At 54.6% G+C, this 18,261-nt stretch carries 19 protein-coding genes and 1 tRNA gene; 11 read left to right on the forward strand and 9 right to left on the reverse strand.

What is annotated here, in order from left to right:
- Nucleotides 1-13 precede the first annotated feature (13 nt).
- Complete coding sequence (gene epmA / locus EA20_RS0105695) at nucleotides 14-991, reverse strand: elongation factor P--(R)-beta-lysine ligase (protein ID WP_024965914.1); 978 nt, start codon at nucleotides 989-991, stop codon at nucleotides 14-16.
- Between the two features lie 279 nt (nucleotides 992-1,270).
- Here epmA and frdA point away from each other — a divergent pair, with 279 nt between their 5' ends.
- The 5 genes from frdA (at nucleotide 1,271) to EA20_RS0105720 (ending at nucleotide 5,151) form a co-directional block, all read left to right on the forward strand.
- On the forward strand, nucleotides 1,271-3,052 hold the full coding sequence (gene frdA / locus EA20_RS0105700) for a fumarate reductase (quinol) flavoprotein subunit (RefSeq protein WP_024965915.1): 1,782 nt from the start codon (nucleotides 1,271-1,273) through the stop codon (nucleotides 3,050-3,052).
- Nucleotides 3,045-3,779: a succinate dehydrogenase/fumarate reductase iron-sulfur subunit gene (locus EA20_RS0105705; protein WP_024965916.1), complete on the forward strand. Its 735-nt coding sequence runs from the start codon at nucleotides 3,045-3,047 to the stop codon at nucleotides 3,777-3,779. The genes frdA and EA20_RS0105705 overlap by 8 nt, the downstream gene beginning before the upstream one ends.
- 10 nt (nucleotides 3,780-3,789) lie before the next feature.
- Nucleotides 3,790-4,185: a fumarate reductase subunit FrdC gene (gene frdC, locus EA20_RS0105710; RefSeq protein ID WP_024965917.1), complete on the forward strand. Its 396-nt coding sequence runs from the start codon at nucleotides 3,790-3,792 to the stop codon at nucleotides 4,183-4,185.
- 10 nt (nucleotides 4,186-4,195) lie between these two features.
- On the forward strand, nucleotides 4,196-4,552 hold the full coding sequence (gene frdD / locus EA20_RS0105715) for a fumarate reductase subunit FrdD (RefSeq protein WP_024965918.1): 357 nt from the start codon (nucleotides 4,196-4,198) through the stop codon (nucleotides 4,550-4,552).
- Between the two features lie 74 nt (nucleotides 4,553-4,626).
- Nucleotides 4,627-5,151: a lipocalin family protein gene (locus EA20_RS0105720; protein WP_024965919.1), complete on the forward strand. Its 525-nt coding sequence runs from the start codon at nucleotides 4,627-4,629 to the stop codon at nucleotides 5,149-5,151.
- A gap of 36 nt (nucleotides 5,152-5,187) precedes the next feature.
- Here EA20_RS0105720 and EA20_RS0105725 read toward each other — a convergent pair whose 3' ends face one another.
- Together EA20_RS0105725 and efp are read right to left on the reverse strand one after the other, a co-directional pair.
- Nucleotides 5,188-5,322: an entericidin A/B family lipoprotein gene (locus EA20_RS0105725; RefSeq protein ID WP_024965920.1), complete on the reverse strand. Its 135-nt coding sequence runs from the start codon at nucleotides 5,320-5,322 to the stop codon at nucleotides 5,188-5,190.
- Between the two features lie 229 nt (nucleotides 5,323-5,551).
- A complete protein-coding gene (gene efp / locus EA20_RS0105730) occupies nucleotides 5,552-6,118 on the reverse strand; it encodes an elongation factor P (RefSeq protein ID WP_024965921.1) in 567 nt (188 codons plus the stop codon).
- Nucleotides 6,119-6,159: 41 nt separating this feature from the next.
- On the opposite strand from efp, the gene epmB reads away from it, so the two are divergent.
- Nucleotides 6,160-7,188, forward strand: a complete 1,029-nt coding sequence (gene epmB / locus EA20_RS0105735; protein WP_024965922.1) for an EF-P beta-lysylation protein EpmB — start codon at nucleotides 6,160-6,162, stop codon at nucleotides 7,186-7,188.
- Nucleotides 7,189-7,299: 111 nt separating this feature from the next.
- Here epmB and EA20_RS0105740 read toward each other — a convergent pair whose 3' ends face one another.
- The 4 genes from EA20_RS0105740 to EA20_RS0105755 all read right to left on the reverse strand — a co-directional run bounded on the left by EA20_RS0105740 (nucleotide 7,300) and on the right by EA20_RS0105755 (nucleotide 10,505).
- Entirely contained in the window at nucleotides 7,300-7,650 is a 351-nt protein-coding gene (locus EA20_RS0105740) for a DUF4156 domain-containing protein (protein ID WP_024965923.1), read from the reverse strand.
- A 196-nt stretch (nucleotides 7,651-7,846) separates the two neighbouring features.
- Nucleotides 7,847-9,493: a chaperonin GroEL gene (gene groL / locus EA20_RS0105745; RefSeq protein ID WP_024965924.1), complete on the reverse strand. Its 1,647-nt coding sequence runs from the start codon at nucleotides 9,491-9,493 to the stop codon at nucleotides 7,847-7,849.
- 46 nt (nucleotides 9,494-9,539) lie between these two features.
- The gene (locus tag EA20_RS0105750) at nucleotides 9,540-9,833 is read right to left on the reverse strand and encodes a co-chaperone GroES (RefSeq protein ID WP_024965925.1); all 294 of its coding nucleotides are present in this window, start codon (nucleotides 9,831-9,833) and stop codon (nucleotides 9,540-9,542) included.
- Between the two features lie 210 nt (nucleotides 9,834-10,043).
- Nucleotides 10,044-10,505 (reverse strand): FxsA family protein, encoded by a 462-nt coding sequence (locus EA20_RS0105755; protein ID WP_024965926.1) that lies wholly within the window; start codon nucleotides 10,503-10,505, stop codon nucleotides 10,044-10,046.
- A 387-nt stretch (nucleotides 10,506-10,892) separates the two neighbouring features.
- On the opposite strand from EA20_RS0105755, the gene aspA reads away from it, so the two are divergent.
- The 5 genes from aspA to EA20_RS0105780 all read left to right on the forward strand — a co-directional run bounded on the left by aspA (nucleotide 10,893) and on the right by EA20_RS0105780 (nucleotide 16,496).
- Nucleotides 10,893-12,326: an aspartate ammonia-lyase gene (gene aspA, locus EA20_RS0105760; protein WP_024965927.1), complete on the forward strand. Its 1,434-nt coding sequence runs from the start codon at nucleotides 10,893-10,895 to the stop codon at nucleotides 12,324-12,326.
- Between the two features lie 117 nt (nucleotides 12,327-12,443).
- Entirely contained in the window at nucleotides 12,444-13,745 is a 1,302-nt protein-coding gene (locus tag EA20_RS0105765) for an anaerobic C4-dicarboxylate transporter (RefSeq protein WP_024965928.1), read from the forward strand.
- A 200-nt stretch (nucleotides 13,746-13,945) separates the two neighbouring features.
- Nucleotides 13,946-15,670 carry a protein-disulfide reductase DsbD gene (locus EA20_RS0105770; RefSeq protein WP_024965929.1) on the forward strand — a complete coding sequence of 575 codons (1,725 nt, stop codon included), beginning with the start codon at nucleotides 13,946-13,948 and terminating at the stop codon, nucleotides 15,668-15,670.
- A 61-nt stretch (nucleotides 15,671-15,731) separates the two neighbouring features.
- On the forward strand, nucleotides 15,732-16,310 hold the full coding sequence (locus EA20_RS0105775) for a transcriptional regulator (RefSeq protein WP_024965930.1): 579 nt from the start codon (nucleotides 15,732-15,734) through the stop codon (nucleotides 16,308-16,310).
- 110 nt (nucleotides 16,311-16,420) lie between these two features.
- Nucleotides 16,421-16,496, forward strand: a tRNA-Phe gene (locus EA20_RS0105780).
- Between the two features lie 262 nt (nucleotides 16,497-16,758).
- Here EA20_RS0105780 and EA20_RS0105785 read toward each other — a convergent pair.
- Nucleotides 16,759-17,445 carry an epoxyqueuosine reductase QueH gene (locus EA20_RS0105785; protein WP_024965931.1) on the reverse strand — a complete coding sequence of 229 codons (687 nt, stop codon included), beginning with the start codon at nucleotides 17,443-17,445 and terminating at the stop codon, nucleotides 16,759-16,761.
- A 257-nt stretch (nucleotides 17,446-17,702) separates the two neighbouring features.
- Nucleotides 17,703-18,062 (reverse strand): hypothetical protein, encoded by a 360-nt coding sequence (locus EA20_RS0105790; RefSeq protein ID WP_024965932.1) that lies wholly within the window; start codon nucleotides 18,060-18,062, stop codon nucleotides 17,703-17,705.
- Nucleotides 18,063-18,261 lie beyond the last annotated feature (199 nt).

Raw genomic sequence — 18,261 nt, forward strand, 5'->3', positions numbered from 1 at the left:
GCCCCGCACCTGCTCAGCAGCGGTCAACCGAAAAGGCGATAACCTCGCTCAGTGTCTCCGCCTTCAGGGCAAGCATCACGATGCGATCCACGCCCAGCGCCACGCCGGAACAGTCAGGCATTCCGTGCGCCAGCGCCTCCAGCAGATAGATATCAATCGGATGCTGTGGCAGGCCCCGGGCGGCGCGCTTGCGGTTATCCTGTTCAAAACGCTGACGCTGCTCGCGGCTGTCGGTCAGCTCACGGAAACCATTGGCCAGCTCAATTCCCTTATAGTAAACCTCGAAGCGCTCTGCGACGCGGTGATCTTCCGTGCTGATTTCCGCCAGCGAAGCCTGAGAGGCGGGAAAATGGTAAACGAAAGCTGGCTTCTCTTTACCGATATGCGGTTCCACGCCCACCATAAACAGCAGCTGTAACAGCGTATCGCGATCGTCGATGCGCTCAGCCAGTTCCCCTTCGCCCAGCTTAACGGCCACTTCGCGCAGTTGCGCCTTATCAGCGGAAAGCGGATCGATCTCCAGATGACGCAGGAACGCCTGCTGGTAAGAGAGCGTTTCCGCAGGCGCGCACTCCAGTACCTGCTGAAGCAGATCGTCCACCTCATTCATCAGCCGGTACATATCGTAATGCGGACGATACCACTCAAGCATGGTGAATTCAGGATTATGATGCCTGCCCGCCTCTTCGTTACGAAAGCTGCGGCAAAGCTGGTAGATCGGTCCACTGCCCGCCGCCAGCAGCCTTTTCATATGGTACTCAGGGCTGGTCATCAGATAGAGATCTTTCCCTTCTGCCGCACCCGGCCCGACAAAGCGCGTCTGGAACGGCACCAGATGGATATCGGTCACGGTCGCCTGACTCATCGCCGGGGTTTCCACTTCAAGCACCCCACGATCGGCGAAGAAGCGTCGGATTTCGCTCATTATCGCCGCGCGCTTCAGTAAATTCGCAATCGGGGCGCTCGGCTGCCAGCTGGCCGTATCGCTCATAGTTTTTACTCCTCAGGAAGAAGGTGAAGCAGTCTACCCGTCCAGGCGGAGACAAACAAATCTGCGGAAAAATAAAGCCAGTGATGCCGTTTAACGCGACCCGATAAGCCGTCCACTTTTTGTTGAAAACTCCAGACAGCTCGCATTTTTGATGCTGGTTTTTCATCCGAATACCGGAACATATCAAGTTTAGCGCTCCCGGACACTTTTATACTACCCGCACCGGAAGTGAGGGTATTTTCTCATCTTCCATCATGACAAGCTGACAGGGAGAATACCGTGCAACTCTATACAGCCGATCTCGTCATCGTGGGTGCGGGCGGCGCCGGACTCCGGGCCGCCATCGCCGCTGCCGAGGCTAATCCCACCTTATCTATTGCGCTGGTTTCTAAAGTCTACCCAATGCGGAGCCATACCGTTGCCGCTGAAGGAGGCTCCGCCGCCGTCACCCAGTCCCATGACAGTTTCGATCTCCATTTTCAGGATACCGTCTCAGGTGGAGACTGGCTTTGCGAACAGGACGTCGTGGACTATTTTGTTGCGCATTGTCCGCGGGAAATGGCGCAGCTGGAAAGCTGGGGCTGCCCGTGGAGCCGGCGCGACGATGGATCGGTCAACGTGCGGCGTTTCGGTGGCATGAAGATTGAGCGCACCTGGTTCGCCGCCGATAAAACCGGCTTTCATATGCTGCATACGCTGTTTCAGACCTCGCTGAAATACCCGCAAATTACCCGTTTCGACGAACATTTCGTGCTTGACCTGCTGGTTGACGAGGGGGAAGCCCGCGGACTGGTTGCGATGAATATGCTGGAAGGCGCGCTGATACAGATTCAGGCGAATGCTGTCGTACTGGCGACCGGCGGTGCCGGGCGCGTTTACCGCTACAACACTAATGGCGGCATCGTCACCGGCGATGGTATGGCCATGGCCTTTCGCCACGGCGTGCCGCTGCGGGATATGGAATTTGTCCAGTACCATCCCACCGGCCTGCCTGGCTCCGGCATCCTGATCACCGAAGGCTGTCGGGGTGAAGGCGGTATTCTGATAAATAAAGATGGGTATCGCTATTTACAGGATTACGGTATGGGGCCGGAAACGCCGCCTGGAGAGCCAAAGAATAAATATATGGAGCTGGGCCCACGGGACAAGCTTTCCCAGGCGTTCTGGCATGAATGGCGCAAAGGCCGCACCATCGCCACGCCGCGTGGTGATGTCGTTCACCTTGATCTGCGCCATCTCGGCGAGAAAAAACTGCTGGAACGGCTGCCTTTTATTTGCGAACTGAGCAAAGCCTATGTGGGCGTCGATCCGGTTAATGCCCCGATTCCGGTCCGTCCAACTGCACACTACACCATGGGCGGCATTGAAACTAATGCGCAGTGCGAAACACGTATACGCGGGCTGTTTGCGGTAGGTGAATGCTCCTCCGTTGGCCTGCACGGCGCTAACCGCCTCGGCTCTAATTCACTGGCAGAACTGGTGGTATTTGGTCGCCTGGCGGGTGAACAGGCCGCAGAAAGGGCGCTTCAGGCCAGTAAAACCACGGCATCCGTACTGGATGCGCAGGCCAGAGACTGTGAGCGGCGGCTGCAGGCGCTGGTCGCCCAACAAGGGGACGAAAACTGGTCCACGCTGCGCGATGAAATGGGCATGGCGATGGAGGAAGGCTGCGGTATCTACCGCACGCCGGAACTGATGCAGAAGACCATCGACAAGCTGGCCGAACTTAAAGCCCGCTTCTCTCGGGTACGCATTACTGATACCAGCAGCGTCTTCAATACCCAGTTGCTCTACAGCATTGAACTGGCCCAGGGGCTGGAGGTGGCCGAATCTATGGCGCATGCCGCTTTCCAGCGCAAGGAGTCTCGTGGCGCTCACCAGCGGCTTGATGAAGGCTGCACGGAAAGGAACGATGCCGATTTCCTCCAGCATTCACTGGCTTTTTACCGTGCCGGAGACGCGCCTCAGATCGCCTGGGACGCCGTGACCATTACCCACCTTCCCCCTGCGAAGCGCGTATACGGTGAGGAATCCGACCGGAAGGAGAAGATCAATGAGTAAAGACCTGCGCTGCAAAGTCACCATCCAGCGCTATAACCCTGAAGCTGACAGAGTGCCACGCCGGGAGATCTTTGACGTTCCCTGGGATGAGCAGACCTCGCTGCTTGATGCGCTGGGCTATATCAAAGACAACCTGGCTTACGATCTCTCCTACCGCTGGTCCTGCCGGATGGCCATCTGTGGCTCCTGCGGCATGATGGTCGATGGCGTCCCTAAACTGGCCTGCAAAACATTTCTGCGCGACTATCCTGATGGGCTGTGCGTTGAGCCGCTGGCGCATTTTCCCGTTGAGCGCGATCTGATCGTGGATATGAGCCATTTCATCGAAAGCCTTGCCGCGATCAAGCCATGGATTATCGGGAATAAACAGGATCCGCAAGCCGGACCTGGCATCCAGACGCCGGGGCAAATGGCGAAGTACCATCAGTTTGCGGGCTGCATTAACTGCGGTCTGTGTTATGCCGCCTGCCCGCAGTTTGGCCTCAATCCCGACTTTCTGGGACCGGCGGCCATCACGCTTGCGCACCGTTACAACCTTGACAGCCGTGACCGGGGGAAACAGGAACGTATGCCTCAGCTGAACGGGGATAACGGCGTCTGGCCCTGCACTTTTGTCGGTTACTGCTCCGAAGTCTGCCCGAAACATGTCGACCCCGCCGCCGCCATTCAGCAGAGCAAGGTGGAGAGCGCGAAAGATTTCATGATTACCCGGCTCAGACCGCAATAAGGAGTGGCTGATGATCTCGAAACGTAGACCCTATTCCCGGCCAATGGAGGCCAATTGGTGGTGTAAATCCCATTTTTACCGTTTTTACATACTGCGCGAGGCCACGGCGCTGCCCGCGATCTGGTTCAGCATTGAGCTGATCGCCGGCGTCTTTTCACTGCGACACGGTCCGGAAAGCTGGGCGGGATTTGTTGCTTTCCTCCAGCATCCAATAGTGTTGCTGCTGAATATAGTGACGCTGGCTGCCGCGATTTTACATACCAAAACCTGGTTCGAACTGGCGCCAAAAGCGTCAATCATCATTATTGGTGATAAAAAGCTTTCGCCAGGCCCGATAGTTAAAGGGCTATGGTGTGTCATGGTGCTGGTCAGCGCAGGAATACTTGCGTGGCTGATCAAGTTTTAAGGAGATGAAAATGAAATCGCAACCAGTGCGTTCTGACGAGCCTCTGTTCTGGGGAATGTTTGGCGCGGGCGGCATGTGGGCGGCGCTGGTATCACCCGCGCTGGTCCTGCTGGCCAGCCTGATGCTACCGCTGAGTGGGGCATCAGATCCCACCTTCAGCTACGACCGCATTCTGCATTTTGCCCAGTCGTTACCTGGCAAAGGGTTTCTCTTCCTGGCGATCGTATTGCCGTTGTGGTGCGGCCTGCACCGTCTTCATCACGGTATGCACGATCTGAAAATCACCGTGCCGGCCGGGAAATGGGTCTTTTACGGCCTGGCGGCAATTCTCAGCGTGGTGGCGGCAACGGGCCTGCTGGCGCTGTGAATTAACCGGCTGAAGGCTGGTGACGCGCAGAATATACCCTATACTTAAGCTATTCATACTTAAAGGAATAGCTTATGTCTCTCTGGAAAATGCTGGCCGCAGGCGGCGCAGCGCTGCTCTCGGTTGCCTGTAGCACCACGCCGCCTAAGGGTGTCACGCCGGTAGCCGACTTTAATGCCGAACGTTATCTGGGTCGCTGGTATGAAATTGCCAGGCTGGATCACCGTTTTGAACGCGGCCTGAACCAGGTCACAGCGACCTACAGCAAACGCGATGATGGTGGCCTGAAGGTCGTCAACCGCGGCTTTAATGAGAAAAAACAGCGCTGGCAGGAGAGTACGGGTAAAGCCTATTTTACCGGCCCGGCCGATCGGGCGGCGCTGAAGGTTTCTTTCTTCGGGCCATTTTACGGTGGCTACAACGTGATTGCGCTGGATGATGCCTATCAGCATGCGCTGGTATGCGGCCCTAACCGGGACTATTTGTGGATTCTGGCGCGCACGCCTGAGATCGGCGATGAGGTTAAAGCGTCGCTGCTGGCGAAGGCGCGGGAGGCAGGTTTTGACGTGTCGAAACTGATTTGGGTGAAACAGGGCTAAAGAAGCTGCCGGTGCCCGTCAGGCACCGGCCACAGATTACTGAGCGCTTCGCTGAATGGCCTGGCCACCGGCTTCTACATCTTCGCCTACGCCCTGGGTGGTATTACAGGCTGTGAGCAGAGAGGAAAGCACCAGAACGGAAAAAATTGTGGCGATACTTTTCTTTAACATAACAATTTCCTTTTAAGTAGAAGTCATAACCGCGATTTAAGCATAGCTGTAATTCAGCCAAATGCTCGCGCAGTAGATAAGGAAACGGAAATTTCTGACAGAAACGTTAAGAGGTAAAAAGCCGCACGGATAACGATCATTTTTAGCGAAGGAAGAAAAGCGGGGAATTCGGCTGCGGATGCAGCGACCGCTGAAAACAGGGCCTGAAGCTCAGGCCCACAGCGCGATTTTATTTTACGCGTGACACGTATTCGCCAGAACGGGTATCAACTTTGATCACTTCACCAATCTGCACAAACAGTGGCACTTTCACTACTGCACCGGTAGAAAGCGTCGCTGGCTTACCGCCAGTTCCTGCGGTATCGCCTTTCAGGCCCGGGTCAGTATCAACAATTTCCAGCTCAACGAAGTTTGGCGGCAGAACCTGAATAGGCTTACCGTTCCACAGCGTCACGATGCACTCTGCGTTATCCAGCAGCCACTTAGCGGCGTCACCGACAGTCTTCTCTTCAACCGGGTGCTGCTCGAAGGTTTCCGGGTGCATAAAGTGGTAGAACTCACCGTCGTTGTACAGGTAGTTCAGGTTGGTATCCACAACGTCAGCGCCTTCAGCGGAGTCGGTAGATTTAAAGGTTTTTTCCACACGGGTGCCGGTCAGCAGGCGGCGCATTTTCACGCGGGCGAAAGCCTGACCTTTACCGGGTTTAACGAACTCGCTCGATTCGATAGCGTAAGGTTCGCCTTCGAACATGATTTTAAGACCGGGACGGAAATCGTTGCTAGAATAAGTCGCCATAAAGGCCCTCTACAATTTAACACTGGTACTTAGCCAAAAAAATGGCACACATTGTAACCCTAAATAACCCTTCGCGAGAAGAATGGTTGCATCAACTTGCAGATGTAATCACCGATCCAGACGAATTATTGCGGCTTTTAGACCTCGATTCGCATCCGGCGCTATCGGCAGGCCGCGAGGCCCGTCGCCTTTTTGCCCTGCGCGTGCCCCGGGCCTTCGCCGCCAGAATGCGAAAGGGCGATCCGCAAGATCCCCTCCTGCTGCAAACGATCACTGCCAGCCAGGAGTTTATTGATGCGCCGGGTTACAGTACCGATCCGCTCGATGAGCAAACCAGCGTGGTGCCGGGTCTGTTACATAAATATCGTAACCGTGCGCTGCTGTTGGTGAAAGGCGGCTGCGCCGTCAATTGCCGCTACTGTTTCCGCCGCCATTTCCCTTATTCTGAGAACCAGGGCAACAAGCGCAACTGGCAGCAGGCCCTGGAGTATATCCGAGAGCAGCCAGAACTGGATGAGATTATTTTCTCTGGCGGCGATCCGCTGATGGCAAAAGATGGCGAACTGGACTGGCTGATCGGCCAGCTGGAACAGATCCCCCATCTGAAACGGCTGAGGATCCACAGCCGGTTGCCGGTCGTGATCCCGGCCAGGATTACGCCTGCGCTCTGCCGTCGCCTGGCAGAATCACCTTTGCAAGTGCTGATGGTGACGCATATCAATCACGCTCAGGAGATCGACGACGATCTGCGTGAGGCGATGCAGGCGTTAAAGCATGCAGGCATCACGCTGTTAAATCAGAGCGTTCTTCTGCGGCAGATTAATGACGATGCCACCACGCTCGCCGCGCTCAGTAACGCGCTGTTTGATGCCGGGATCCTGCCTTATTATCTGCACGTGCTGGATAAAGTGCAGGGCGCGGCGCATTTCTATGTCTCTGATGAAGAGGCGCGACGCATTATGCGGGAGCTTCTGGAGAAGGTGTCGGGCTATATGGTGCCGAAACTGGCGAGAGAGATTGGCGGTGAGCCGAGCAAAACGCCGCTCGATTTACAGCTGCGTCAGGTTTAAGCCGGTAAATCTGCAGGGGACGCGATCTCTGTCCCCCGCTCTGCTTGTTCCGTTTGCCGCTGGAACGGCTCGGTGTCAGGCGCCGGTTCTGTTAATGATTGCCTCAGGCAATCATGGGCATTTATAGACCTGGCCGCTCATTTTGCTGTCGAGAGGAGCAAAGCTTGACCAGAAGTTTTGCGTCGGGCTGGTGGCACCATAAATGACGTTGCCGCCCATGTCTGCCGCGCGGTTGCGCAGATCGTTCGCCGCACCACGCAGCGAGCTTCCTTCTCCGCCAGCACCGCTTAACCAGTTGCTCTGTGAGCCGGTCAGGTTGCCCAGCAGCTGGCATTCACTGCCCGGCTGCTGATCGGTAAAGGTCACCTTCTCACCCGCCGCGCTCAGCGTGTTGTTCGAGCTACTACAGCCAGCCAGAAGTACCGCTGCGACGGAGAGCCCCAGCAAAACGTTAATCCGCATTGTAATCCCCATTTATTATCATCAGAGTCGGGTGGCAGCGTAGCAGAAAAAGGTCGTTTTTTTCTGAACTTTCATTGCCCTAATCCCGTTATAGCCGAACGAATGCCCTACTACTTATACTATTTCCGGCCCAAAAGAAAAACCCCCGGCCGTTTCCGGTCGGGGGTTTTCTGATGACTTAAGCAGTCGTCGGCAATTACATCATGCCGCCCATGCCGCCCATACCACCCATGCCGCCGCCAGCACCTAAGTCAGGCGCATCGCCTTTAGGCAGGTCGGTCACCATGCATTCGGTGGTGATCATCAGGCCAGCCACAGACGCCGCGTACTGCAGTGCAGAACGGGTTACTTTGGTTGGATCCAGGATACCGAAGTCGATCATGTTGCCGTATTCTTCGGTCTGCGCGTTGTAACCGTAGTTACCTTCGCCCGCTTTCACCATGTTCGCCACAACAGATGGCTCTTCGCCAGCGTTGGAAACGATCTGACGCAGCGGTGCTTCCATCGCACGCAGGGCAACTTTGATACCGACGTTCTGGTCTTCGTTCTGACCACGCAGCTCGGTCAACTGTGCCGCAACGCGAACCAGCGCCACGCCACCACCAGCAACCACGCCTTCTTCTACCGCAGCACGGGTCGCGTGCAGGGCATCTTCAACGCGGGCTTTCTTCTCTTTCATTTCAACTTCAGTCGCTGCGCCCACTTTCAGTACGGCCACGCCGCCTGCCAGTTTCGCGACGCGCTCCTGCAGTTTTTCTTTATCGTAGTCAGAAGTCGCTTCTTCGATCTGCTGACGAATCTGCGTCACGCGAGAAGAGATAGCGGTTTCTTCACCCACGCCATCAATGATGGTGGTGGTGTCTTTGTTGATAACAACACGTTTCGCCTGACCCAGATCTTCCAGCGCCGCTTTTTCCAGCTCCATACCGATCTCTTCAGAGATAACGGTACCACCGGTCAGCACAGCGATATCCTGCAGCATCGCTTTACGACGATCGCCGAAGCCAGGCGCTTTAACCGCAGCCACTTTAACGATACCGCGCATGGTATTCACTACCAGGGTCGCCAGCGCTTCACCTTCAACATCTTCTGCAATGATCAGCAGCGGCTTACCGGCTTTCGCAACGGCTTCCAGCACTGGCAGCATTTCACGGATGTTGGAGATTTTTTTGTCAGCCAGCAGGATAAACGGTGATTCCAGCTCAACTGCACCGGTTTCTGGCTTGTTGATGAAGTAAGGAGAGAGGTAGCCACGATCGAACTGCATACCTTCAACCACATCCAGCTCGTCCTGCAGGCCGGTGCCTTCTTCAACGGTGATAACGCCTTCTTTGCCCACTTTTTCCATCGCCTGAGCAATCAGTTCGCCCACGGTTTCATCGGAGTTAGCAGAGATGGTACCTACCTGAGCGATAGCTTTAGAATCGGAGCAAGGCACAGAGAGGTTTTTCAGTTCCTGAACCGCAGCGATAACAGCCTGATCGATACCGCGCTTCAGATCCATTGGGTTCATGCCCGCCGCGACGGCTTTCAGACCTTCGGTGATGATGGACTGAGCCAGTACGGTTGCGGTGGTGGTGCCGTCGCCTGCTGCGTCATTCGCTTTAGAGGCCACTTCTTTCACCATCTGTGCGCCCATGTTTTCGAACTTGTCTTCCAGCTCGATTTCACGCGCAACAGAAACGCCATCTTTGGTGATGGTCGGTGCACCAAAAGATTTATCCAGAACCACGTTACGGCCTTTCGGGCCCAGGGTAACTTTTACTGCATCTGCCAGTACGTTAACGCCACGGAGCATTTTTACACGAGCGTCATTACCGAATTTTACGTCTTTAGCTGCCATCTTAAATATCCCTTAAATTCGTTTCGTTCAGTGAGGTTCGCGTCGATTACGCTTCAACAATTGCCAGAATGTCGCTTTCGGAGATGATCAGCACCTCTTCATTGTCGATTTTTTCAGTCTTGGCACCATAGCCTTCGTTGAAAATGACCACGTCGCCTGGCTTGACGTCCAGTGGCTTCACGTCACCGCTCTCCAGGATGCGACCATTACCGACAGCCAGCACTTCGCCACGGGTTGATTTACCCGCCGCAGAGCCGGTCAGAACGATGCCACCTGCTGATTTAGATTCCACTTCTTTACGCTTGACGATAACACGGTCGTGCAGAGGACGAATTTTCATTGATAGCTCTCCTTTGAGAAGTCCAATCAGTCTTTTGGGATGAAAGCCGGGCGTCACTGGCACCAGCCTCGTGACGGAAGAGATAGGGACGCGGAGGGACGCTTTCAAGGGCAAAAAAATAAAAAATTATGCTTCTGCGTCACAACTGGTCAATTAACGAACGGATATAACCGCGAGGCGAAAAAAAAGGCGGGAATCTCCGCCTTTCGCTTATTTACGATCGTCGCGATCGTCATACTCAATCAGCGTTGAGTCTTTTCGTTCATATTCGCCCTCAACGGTATAACCGCTGTCCGGACCTGCACCCGCACCGCGCCAGACGCGCAGATGCGGCATCAGCTTCAGTGTGAGGTGCTTCTGTACCGGAGGAAGCAGCAGCAGCAGGCCGAGGAAGTCAGTAAAGAAACCGGGGAGCAGCAGCAGGAACCCCGCCAGAATCAGCGAAACGCTTTTGATCATCTCCGCCGCCGGGCTTTCGCCCGCCTGCAGCTTCTGCTGCATCAGCATAAAATTTTTCATTCCCTGGTTTTTGACCAGTGAAATACCAATTACCGAGCTGAAAACCACCAGCAGCAGCGTCAGCAGCACGCCCATCACGTGCGCCACCTGAATGAACAGGCTAATCTCGATCCAGGCGAGAAGGAAGAGTACTAAAAACGGTATCCAGCGCACCGCAATCTCCTGTATATCAGCGCCGGTCCGCTTCGGGCGAACCAGCAAAAATGGGATCTTAACGATCGTAATAGGAAGAGATGGGGGCAGCCTGGTACTTTTCAACCTTGCTGCACTGACTCCTGCTGATAATCATAGTGGGATCGACATCAAATTTGCGCACAAAGCGATAAAAAAGTGCGGGCTTTATGATCTGCTAACACGTTTTCTGGCGCTGAGGGAATATGATTGGACCGGGTTTAAAACATCTCAAATGAATAAAGACGGGGTTTTGTGCCCTCCTGCTCCTGGAAGCAGCGGCAATGTAGTAATATTTACCCGGTAAATTTTTCATGGGCGGCGCTGATCCAACAAAGGAGCTGCGTGCGCGCTAATAAGAAGGTTCCCATGACGACAAGCATCCGCATCGAAGAAGATCTGCTAGGCATGCGTGAAGTCCCGGCAGAGGCCTACTACGGTGTCCATACTCTGCGCGCGATCGAAAACTTTTATATCAGCAGCAGTAAAATCAGCGATATTCCCGAATTTGTCCGCGGCATGGTAATGGTGAAAAAAGCGGCGGCGATGGCCAATAAAACGTTGCAGACTATTCCCCGTAACGTGGCAGACGCCATCATTATGGCCTGTGACGAGGTGCTGAATAACGGTAAATGCCTGGATCAATTCCCGGTTGACGTTTATCAGGGCGGCGCAGGCACCTCCGTCAATATGAATACCAACGAAGTGCTGGCCAATATTGGTCTGGAGCTGATGGGGCATCAGAAAGGCGAATATCAGTTTCTTAACCCTAACGATCACGTCAATAAATGTCAGTCCACCAATGACGCCTACCCGACCGGCTTTCGCATCGCACTCTATACCTCAATCCTGACGCTGCTGGAGGCGATTGGCCAGCTGAGCGAAGGCTTTCAGCGTAAGGCAAAAGAGTTTGAAAACATCCTGAAAATGGGCCGGACCCAGCTTCAGGATGCCGTGCCGATGACGCTGGGTCAGGAGTTTCACGCTTTTAACGTGCTGCTTAATGAAGAGATCAAAAACATTCGGCGTACCGCCGAACTGCTGCTTGAGGTGAATCTGGGCGCTACCGCCATCGGGACACGGCTGAATACGCCGGAAGGTTATCAGCAGCTGGCGGTACAGAAGCTGGCTGAAGTCAGCAACCTGCCCTGCGTTCCGGCGGAAGACTTAATAGAAGCGACCTCTGACTGCGGCGCCTATGTAATGGTGCACAGCGCGCTTAAGCGTCTGGCCGTTAAGCTCTCGAAAATCTGTAACGATCTCCGTTTGCTCTCTTCCGGCCCACGGGCGGGCCTCAATGAAATCAACCTGCCGGAACTGCAGGCGGGTTCATCGATTATGCCTGCCAAGGTCAACCCGGTCGTGCCTGAAGTGGTAAACCAGGTCTGCTTCAAAGTGATTGGCAATGATGTGACCGTTACCCTGGCGGCGGAAGCAGGTCAGCTACAGCTTAACGTCATGGAGCCGGTTATTGGTCAGGCGATGTTTGAATCTGTCCATATTCTCACCAATGCCTGTATGAATTTGCTGGAAAAATGCATCAATGGCATTACGGCTAACAAGGCCGTTTGTGAAGCCTATGTCTTTAATTCTATCGGCATCGTGACCTACCTCAATCCTTATATTGGCCATCACAACGGCGACATCGTCGGCAAAATTTGTGCGGAAACGGGCAAGAGCGTACGGGAAGTTGTGCTGGAGCGCGGCCTCCTTACGGAAGCGGAACTGGATGACATTTTTTCCACCCAGAACCTGATGTTCCCGGCCTATAAAGCCCGACGCTACACCGATGAACACGAATAACAGCAGCATTCCCTGACCTGATTAAGGCGCGCCGGTTTCCACAACGACGCGTCTTTTTTTATGGCGAGGCCTACATATTCTTAACGTTTAGTTATCATAAAATCTAAGGAGCGAATCATGATCGTGCCGGAGTTAATTATTGTTCTTCTGGCGATCTACCTTGGTGCCCGCCTGGGCGGCATCGGCATCGGCTTTGCTGGCGGTGTGGGAGTGCTGATCCTGACGCTGGGCTTTCAGGTCAGGCCTGGCGCCATCCCGTTTGACGTCATTGAAATTATCATGGCGGTGATCGCCGCAATCGCCGCGATGCAGGTTGCGGGCGGTATGGATTATCTGGTCAGCCTGGCGGAACGCCTGCTGCGCAAGCATCCGCGTTACATCACCTTCCTCGCCCCGCTGGTCACCTATTGCATGACTATTCTGGCCGGTACAGGTCATACCGCGTTTTCCACCCTGCCGGTTATCGCTGAAGTGGCTAAAGAACAGGGTGTACGCCCCTCACGACCGCTCTCTATTGCCGTGGTCGCTTCGCAAATTGCCATTACCGCTTCGCCTATCTCGGCGGCGGTCGTGTTCCTTGCCGGGATACTCGAACCGCAAGGGGTCAGTTACCTGGGGCTGCTTGCTGTCGCTATCCCTTCCACAATGGTGGCGATTTTTATCGCTGCGCTGATCACCAATTTTCTGGGTAAAGAGCTGAAGAGCGATCCGGTTTATCAGGCGCGCCTGGCGAAGGGCGAAGTCTCGCTACGCGGAGCCAGCGTGTTTGAAGAGAAGAAAGGGGCAAAACGTTCCGTTGCGCTGTTTTTGATCGGTATCGTTGCCGTTGTATTCTACGCTACGGCGATCAGCGATGCCGTCGGACTGATTAGCGACCCGGTGCTGCCCCGCAATGAAGCGATCGTGGTATTCATGCTGACTATCGCCGCGCTGATCTGTCTGAGCTGCAAAGTGGATACGGCAAAAATCCTCTCCGCCAGTACCTTTAAGTCAGGGATGAGCGCCTGTATCTGCGTGCTGGGCGTCGCCTGGCTGGGAGACACTTTTGTAAAAGCGCACATTGAGGAGATTCAGCAATTCGCCGGAGACCTGCTCACTCACTACCCGTGGATGCTGGCCGTCATTCTGTTCTTTGCCTCCACCCTGCTTTACTCTCAGGCGGCGACCACAAAAGCGCTGATGCCGGCGGCGCTGATGCTGGGCGTGTCGCCGGTGACCGCCGTCGCTTCCTTTGCTGCGGTCTCTGCACTGTTCGTGTTGCCAACCTACCCTACGCTGCTCGCGGCGGTAGAAATGGATGACACAGGTACCACCCGCATCGGCCGGTTCGTCTTTAACCACTCGTTTATCATCCCTGGAACGCTGGCGATTATCCTCTCTGTGATCTTCGGCTTTGTCTTCGGTCACCTGTTCCTCTGACCGGTAGCCTTTTCTTACGGCGGCTAATGCCGCCGTAAGCGCCCATCCTTTGCCCTCCCGGTTACAACCTGAAAGATCTGCCGCTTCCTCTGCATGTTATAGTCTGCGCTGTCCGTATAAAAATGAGTCAGGGCCTCTCCGTCAGGCGCTACGTTTACGGGCGTTTGGTTCGATCAGTTCAACATGGAAAGAGCTTCTTTATGGCCCAGCGCATCACCACACTTTTTTTCCTGCTGTTTGTTACCCTGTTTTGTACGGGCGCCAGCGCCTCGCTGTTTGAGAAAAGCAGCGGCAACCAGTTTGTTCCGGTTAATCAGGCTTTCGCCTTCGACTTTAACCAGCAGGCCGATCGGTTGACCCTGTGCTGGCAGGTGAAGCCGGGCTATTACCTTTACCGGCAACAGTTCAAAATCTCAGCGCAGGATGCGCAACTCGCTGACTGGCAGCTGCCGCAGGGGAAAGCGCATGAAGATGAGTTTTATGGCAAAACGGCGATCTTTCCTGAAAGTCTGACCCTGCCGCTGACGCTGCTGCACGCGGATAAAGGCGCGACGGTGACGGTCACCTGGCAGGGTTGTGCCGCAGCGGGCTTCTGTTATCCGCCGGAGACGCGAACCCTTCCCTTAGACGAAATTTCCGCAGCCGGTGGCACCGCAGCAACCAGTGCTGCTTCGGATCAGAGTCAGACAACGTTACCGGACACAACCGGACATAGCCTGCCTTTTTCACCGCTGTGGGCATTGCTTATCGGCATCGGTATTGCCTTTACCCCCTGCGTATTGCCAATGTATCCGCTCATTTCAGGGATCATTCTTGGCGGCAATCGCCACTATTCCACCGGCCGTCTTTTTGCCCTGGCGATGGTTTATGTACAGGGAATGGCGCTGACCTATACGGTAATGGGGATTATCGTGGCGGCGGCAGGACTGCGTTTCCAGGCCGCCTTACAGGCACCTGCGGTACTGATTGGACTCTCCGCGCTGTTTATTCTGCTCGCGCTTTCCATGTTTGGCTTGTTCAGCCTGCAACTGCCCTCCTCTCTGCAGACGCGCCTTACGCTGTGGAGCAATCGTCAGCAGGGAGGATCGCTGACGGGCGTGTTTCTGATGGGCGCGCTTGCCGGTCTGATCTGCTCGCCCTGTACCACCGCGCCGCTGAGCGCTATCTTGCTCTACATAGCGCAAAGCGGAAACATGCTGGCTGGCGCGGGAACGCTCTGGCTTTACGCGCTGGGAATGGGTTTGCCGCTGATCGCCGTTACCGTGTTCGGCAACCGTCTGTTGCCAAAAAGCGGCGTCTGGATGCAAACCGTCAAAGAGGGTTTTGGCTTTGTCATCCTCGCCCTGCCGGTATTCCTGCTTGAACGTCTTATTGGCGATCTCTGGGGGCTGCGTCTGTGGAGCGCGCTGGGCGTCGCCTTTTTCGCCTGGGCCTTTATCAGCCTGAAATCCTCAAATGGCTGGCTGCGGCTGGGGCAGATAGTGATGCTCACCGCCGCACTGGTGGCGGCGCGACCACTTCAGGACTGGGCCTTCAGCGATACGACAACGCGACAGGCGGCCCCTCACCTGACGTTCGATCGCATAACGAATACCGCAGAGCTGGATGCAGCGCTGGCGCAAAACCGGGGACGAATCACCATGCTCGATCTCTATGCGGACTGGTGCGTGGCCTGTAAAGAGTTTGAGAAATACACCTTCAGCGATCCGCAGGTCCAGGCCGCACTGGGCGATGTTCAACTGTTGCAGGCGGACGTGACCGGCAACAGTGCGCAGGACAGTGAATTGCTGAAACGGCTTCAGGTGCTTGGACTGCCGACGATCCTGTTCTTTGATGCTAATGGCATTGAAATACCGCACTCGCGTGTGACAGGCTTTTTAAAGGCGCCCGCGTTTCAGCAGCATTTGCAGAAACTGGCGCAGTAAACGACACTGGAAACCGACTTTTTGGCTAAGATGTGAATTATGCATACAAGAGGTGATCCACTTGCAACGTGAACAGGTACTTGAGCATGCGTTAAACATCCTTGAGCAAAACGGGCTGGCTCCCACCACCTCGTTCGCCATGATGGCGAAGGAAGTGCAGTGCGAGGAGCAGGATCTGAAGCGCTTCTGGCCTGACCGTGAGGCGCTGCTCTACGATGCCCTGCGCTATCATGGTCAGCAGATTGATATCTGGCGTCGCCAGTTGCTGCTGGATGAGACCCTGAATGCGGAACAGAAGCTGCTGGCGCGTTATCAGGTGCTGGCTGAAGCCGTCAAAAATAATCGCTATCCCGGCTGTTTATTTATTGCAGCCTGTAGTTTTTACCCCCAGCCTGACCACCCGGTTCATCAGGTGGCGGAGCAGCAAAAGCGCGCCTCATGGCAATACACGCACGACTTGCTGGCCGAACTGGGCACCGATAATCCCGAGCTGGTCGCGCATCAGATGGAGCTCATCCTGGAGGGATGCCTGAGTCGCCTGCTGGTGAAGCGCAGTGTGCAGGATGTGGAAACGGCCCGGACGCTGGCGGAGGATGTGCTGAGCTTCGCACTGTGCCGCAAAAACGGCGCGCTGACCTGAACAACTTTCGCACTGACTGACTGAAAAGCAGGCAGTCAGTGCGGATTTAGCCACTTTCTGTGACAAACCCGTTGACGGCAGAGCGCCTTTACGGTTTAATGCGCCCCGTTGCCCGGATAGCTCAGTCGGTAGAGCAGGGGATTGAAAATCCCCGTGTCCTTGGTTCGATTCCGAGTCCGGGCACCATTATTTAAAGAACCCGCCTTACGGCGGGTTTTTGCTTTCTGGGGTTCCGGAATAGCTGTAGCCGGTTTGACCGCAGACATCGCTGCTCTGCCTCTCTCATCCAGCCTGAATAGCTCCACATATGCTTTGTCACTCAATCCCACACCGCTGGTTTTGAGATCGGTAGTAAGCACTATCCCCATCACCTAAAAAATCTGCTGTACTCATCGCCGCAAGATAGCATCTGGTCTTTGTGAAGAGACAGAACACAAACACGGACGGGTTATCCGCCAGCCAGAGAATAAGCCTGTTCGTCATCTTTACCGTAATAAAGCTGACCAAGTTTGATTAACGCCCTTCCCTGAGATTTGCGATGTAAATTCGTATCGCGCAGTGAGTAAACGCATCCGCAATATTCCTGTTGATAGAAATGTTCGCGCTTACTGATCTCAATCATGCGTGATGAGCCGCCCTGCTTGCGCCAGTTATAGTCCCAATACACCATACCCGGATAATGCGCGGCAGCGCGCTGGCCACAGTCATTAATCTGCTGCATATTTTTCCAGCGGGAGATACCCAGCGAACTGCTGATAACGCTGAAACCATGTTCGGCGGCATAAAGCGCGGTGCGCTCGAAGCGCATATCAAAACACATGGTACAGCGGACGCCCCGCTCCGGCTCCCACTCCATCCCTTTCGCACGTTCGAACCAGTTATCCGTGTCGTAGTCAGCATCGATAAAGGGCACGCCATGTTTCTCAGCGAAGCGAATATTTTCATCCTTGCGAATGAGATACTCCTTCTGCGGGTGGATATTCGGATTATAGAAAAAAATGGTGTAATCAATCCCTGATGCCTGAATGGCTTCCATCACTTCACCGGAGCAGGGAGCGCAGCAGGAGTGCAGCAGCAACTTAGTTGCGCCGTTCGGCAGTGCCAGTTTGGGTCTTTCAAAGTCAGTAGGCGTCATAGGCCATTCCTGGAAATGGGTTTACTGGAGATTGTAGCATCTGTGAATGAGCAGCTCGGCGTGTGAAAATAGTCAGGTCTCACTGAGACGGGCCGTACTTTTCTACATCCACGCTTACGCTGGGCTGTGTGCTGATACAACCACACCACTGACATCACTCCCTGCCAATAGATCTGAATTGTCATCGCAGCATATCAATGTAAGAGATTGCCAGCTGAACTCGCGACTTCTCCCGGCGAGCGTCGATACCGGTAAAACTACTCAAGTTCGCTTTTGCAGGTGTCAAACATTGCTGACAGCTTATCCTCGATGCCTGCCTCTTTCTGACCATAATAAGCAAAGACGCTGGTCTGGTGATGACTGAAATGCGCGATATCCAGCCACGCAACAAGCGTACCCTGTTCTGACAAGTTATACCGTTTACTCCCATTACTGTAAGGTTCATCCTCTTCCATGAAAAGATTGTGCCGGTAAGCTTCAGTGTCCAGACACCGCTCTACCTGCCAGACCTCGCCAGAAAAATAGGCCGTTTTTACTGCAGGGTGTAACCCTACTGTTCCCAGATCGACGCAACCGGCAAGGAATACGCTGACGACAATAAGCAAAAACCTTTTCATTTCAGCCTCGTTATTACGAAAATTCACGTTAATGCTTAGGGTTTTTAGCAAGCCGCCCGGAAATAATCCTGGTGCAAGCACGCCAGCCTTTGGTTATTAAGCTCTGCCGGTTAATGCCCGCGCGTGGTCAAGCCTACTTCCGCTTGCTCTGTACCCCCCACACCGCTATTTAATCATATCTTTACGCAACAATGCCTCT

The sequence above is a fragment of the Pantoea sp. IMH genome, from assembly GCF_000599885.1.
Lineage (GTDB): Bacteria > Pseudomonadota > Gammaproteobacteria > Enterobacterales > Enterobacteriaceae > Erwinia.

Coding starts and splice junctions, on each gene's coding strand:
- EA20_RS0105770 (WP_024965929.1), top strand. CDS start 13,946: ATGGCCCAGCGCATCACCACACTTTTTTTCCTGCTGTTTGTTACCCTG.
- aspA (WP_024965927.1), top strand. CDS start 10,893: ATGACGACAAGCATCCGCATCGAAGAAGATCTGCTAGGCATGCGTGAA.
- EA20_RS0105785 (WP_024965931.1), bottom strand. CDS start 17,445: ATGACGCCTACTGACTTTGAAAGACCCAAACTGGCACTGCCGAACGGC.
- EA20_RS0105790 (WP_024965932.1), bottom strand. CDS start 18,062: ATGAAAAGGTTTTTGCTTATTGTCGTCAGCGTATTCCTTGCCGGTTGC.
- EA20_RS0105765 (WP_024965928.1), top strand. CDS start 12,444: ATGATCGTGCCGGAGTTAATTATTGTTCTTCTGGCGATCTACCTTGGT.
- EA20_RS0105750 (WP_024965925.1), bottom strand. CDS start 9,833: ATGAAAATTCGTCCTCTGCACGACCGTGTTATCGTCAAGCGTAAAGAA.
- groL (WP_024965924.1), bottom strand. CDS start 9,493: ATGGCAGCTAAAGACGTAAAATTCGGTAATGACGCTCGTGTAAAAATG.
- efp (WP_024965921.1), bottom strand. CDS start 6,118: ATGGCGACTTATTCTAGCAACGATTTCCGTCCCGGTCTTAAAATCATG.
- epmA (WP_024965914.1), bottom strand. CDS start 991: ATGAGCGATACGGCCAGCTGGCAGCCGAGCGCCCCGATTGCGAATTTA.
- EA20_RS0105725 (WP_024965920.1), bottom strand. CDS start 5,322: ATGTTAAAGAAAAGTATCGCCACAATTTTTTCCGTTCTGGTGCTTTCC.
- EA20_RS0105740 (WP_024965923.1), bottom strand. CDS start 7,650: ATGCGGATTAACGTTTTGCTGGGGCTCTCCGTCGCAGCGGTACTTCTG.
- frdC (WP_024965917.1), top strand. CDS start 3,790: ATGATCTCGAAACGTAGACCCTATTCCCGGCCAATGGAGGCCAATTGG.
- frdD (WP_024965918.1), top strand. CDS start 4,196: ATGAAATCGCAACCAGTGCGTTCTGACGAGCCTCTGTTCTGGGGAATG.
- epmB (WP_024965922.1), top strand. CDS start 6,160: ATGGCACACATTGTAACCCTAAATAACCCTTCGCGAGAAGAATGGTTG.
- EA20_RS0105720 (WP_024965919.1), top strand. CDS start 4,627: ATGTCTCTCTGGAAAATGCTGGCCGCAGGCGGCGCAGCGCTGCTCTCG.
- EA20_RS0105705 (WP_024965916.1), top strand. CDS start 3,045: ATGAGTAAAGACCTGCGCTGCAAAGTCACCATCCAGCGCTATAACCCT.